A 2,505-nucleotide genomic window follows, 5' to 3' on the forward strand; every position below is an offset into this window, starting at 1 on the left:
TTTTACTCCCAGTAGGTCTCGTGGGCGCGTGCTTGGTCGTTGCGGTGCCGGCGCATGTCGATCTGGCCGAGGTTGATGATCCGGGCGTTGTTGGCGAGGCGGTTCACGATCGAGTCTGCCGCGACCCGGTCGGGCAGTTCGGCAACCCAGTGTGCGGGCCCGGTCTGCGAGGCGATCATTGTCGGGAGCCGGTGTTCGCGGTTCGCGAGGATCGCGAATAGGTCGCTGGCGGCGTCGCTGTCGATGCCGACGGTGAGGAAATCGTCGATGATGAGCAGGTCGATGTTGGAGAGCTCGTTCAACAGTTTCTGGTGGGCGATGCCGTCGCCGCGAGCGATGACGAGCCTTCGGGCGAGGTCGTCCATCCGGAAGTAGAGGACCGAGTGCTCGCTTTGGCAGGCGCCGATGGCCAGCGCGCAGGCGAGGTAGGTTTTTCCGCCGCCGGTGGGCGAGATGATGAGCAGGTTTGTCGCATCGGAGCGCCAGTCGTGGGCGGCATAGCGTCGCATTCTGACCGGGGTGATCCCGCGGCCGTCGCGGTAGTCGACTTCGGCGACGGTCGCTCCCGGGATCGGGAACGCGGCCTGGCGGATGAGTTTGTCGACCTTGTTGATGCGTCGGGACTCCAATGCGTCGTCGACGGCGGTGAGGAATAGCTGCTCGGGGGTGAGGGTGTCGTTGGCTTCGTCCTGGATGAGTTCTTCCAGCCGGGTCGCGACGTGGGTGACGCGCAGGGCCCGGAACTTGTCGTAATCGATGCTGGTGAACATCACTTTCCCTCCTCGTCGCGTGCGTAGTGGGAGGCGTCGCGAACATAAACGTCTGGCATGGTGTCGCGGAAAACGACGGTGCTGACGCGTTTGCGGGTCGAGGCCGCCGGGATCACCGGCCGGGGCTTTTTCGCATCACTGTCGATCGCCGCCATCAACCGTTTCAGTGTCGAGTAGGTCGGATGGGCGCGGCGGTTCACGAGGTCCTGGCAGGCCGCCTCCAACCGTTCCCGGTTGTTTTTGCCGAGCCCGTCCAGGATGTTCTGGCAGGACAGGTAGCCCTGCGCCTCAATCACCTGGCCGTCGAGGATCTGCTCGATCACGGTGACTGTTGCCGGCCCAACATTGCGGGCCCGGTCGGTGAACCACCGCCTGGACCACAGCCCGTCGATATTGCGGTGCTGCGGCGGGACATGTTCCGGCAGGGTCGAATACTGGCCTTTGCGGCCGGTCAGCCGGGGGTGTTCGCAGAGCATCTCGTGCCCGTCGAAGACCGTCACCCGAGACGAGGTCAGCCTCACCCGCAACAGCCTGCCCGCCAGAGCGAACGGCACCGAATACCGTTGCGTGTCGGCGGTGACATGGTAATTGCGGCCGGCCTTCAGCTCTTTCCATGAGACGTCCTCGAACCCAGCGTCCGGCAACGGCTCGAGGAACTCCCGCTCCTCGGTTTCGAACCTCTCCCACCGGGTCGTGTCGTCGGCGCGGCGGATGTCGTGGTTGATCTCCCGCACTCGCTCCTCGATCGCAGCGTTCAACTCGCTCAGCGTCGTGAAGACGTCGTCATCGAGGTAGCCGATGACGCGTTTGTTCACGACGTTCACCGCGTTTTCGGCTGCAGCCTTGTCTCGCGGACGCTTCACGCGTGCTGGGACAATTGCGGTCTGGTAGTGATCGGCGAGCTGCTGATATTTCGCGTTAACGACGCGCTCCGCGTCGCCTTTATGGGTTTGGTGGGTCGAGGTCGTCGGGTTGTCCGGCACGACGATCTGCGTCACGCCGCCGAAGAACGCGAACGCTTGAACGTGGGCGTCGAGCCAGGCCGGGGACTTCATATCCGCATAGGCGCGGCAGAACATCAGCCCCGAGAACGGCAACACCGCGACAAACAAGATTGCCCGGACCACCTCGCCGGTGATCGTGTCGACGACGTCCATCGTGTCGCCGGCCCAGTCCACCAACATCGCCCGGCCCGGCTCATGGCGGAGCACCGCGACCAGATCGTGGGTGCGGAGGTAGTCGGTGAACAGGGCGCAGAACTGCGAATACCCATACTTCTTCCCCGCATCTTTCGTGTCGACGTAACCGCGCCACGCCAACAGCAACGTGAAGTGCCGGTTCGCTTTCATTGACGCCAGCACCCGCGACAGGTCGGGCTGGTCATACTCAGCCGACACTCTCCGGCGCCCGTCCGGGAACCACTTCGCGAGCTCAGCGTCAGTGATCGCGACCATCGAGGTCAGACCTCGGTCCTGGACCTCCTGCCGAACCCGGGCCACGTCACGATGCGAGCACCCCGCGATCTCTACGACTTCGCGGTAACTCCGCCCCTCCAGCAACAGCCCCAATATTTTTCGATAGTCCGCCATGAACCTGCCCCTTAACAATGAAACGACAACGCCTTCTGCGTTGTCCTTTCACAGCAGAGCAGTACACCGCCCGCCAGCGCTACCGTGTTCCCGGAAACGTGCTACCAACTCGCCGGACTACCGCTACCACCAAGCGCTACTCGCCA

2 protein-coding genes are annotated in these 2,505 nt (G+C 63.6%); both read right to left on the reverse strand.

The features are described from left to right. Positions 1-2: 2 nt before the first annotated feature. A complete protein-coding gene (locus E3T40_RS13200) occupies positions 3-770 on the reverse strand; it encodes an ATP-binding protein (protein ID WP_134544079.1) in 768 nt (255 codons plus the stop codon). Then, positions 770-2,359: an IS21 family transposase gene (istA, locus tag E3T40_RS13205; RefSeq protein WP_241981781.1), complete on the reverse strand. Its 1,590-nt coding sequence runs from the start codon at positions 2,357-2,359 to the stop codon at positions 770-772. The genes E3T40_RS13200 and istA overlap by 1 nt, the downstream gene beginning before the upstream one ends. Between the last annotated feature and the right edge of the window lie 146 nt (positions 2,360-2,505).

The organism is Cryobacterium sp. TMT1-19, from assembly GCF_004403055.1.
In the GTDB taxonomy this organism is placed as follows: domain Bacteria; phylum Actinomycetota; class Actinomycetes; order Actinomycetales; family Microbacteriaceae; genus Cryobacterium; species Cryobacterium sandaracinum.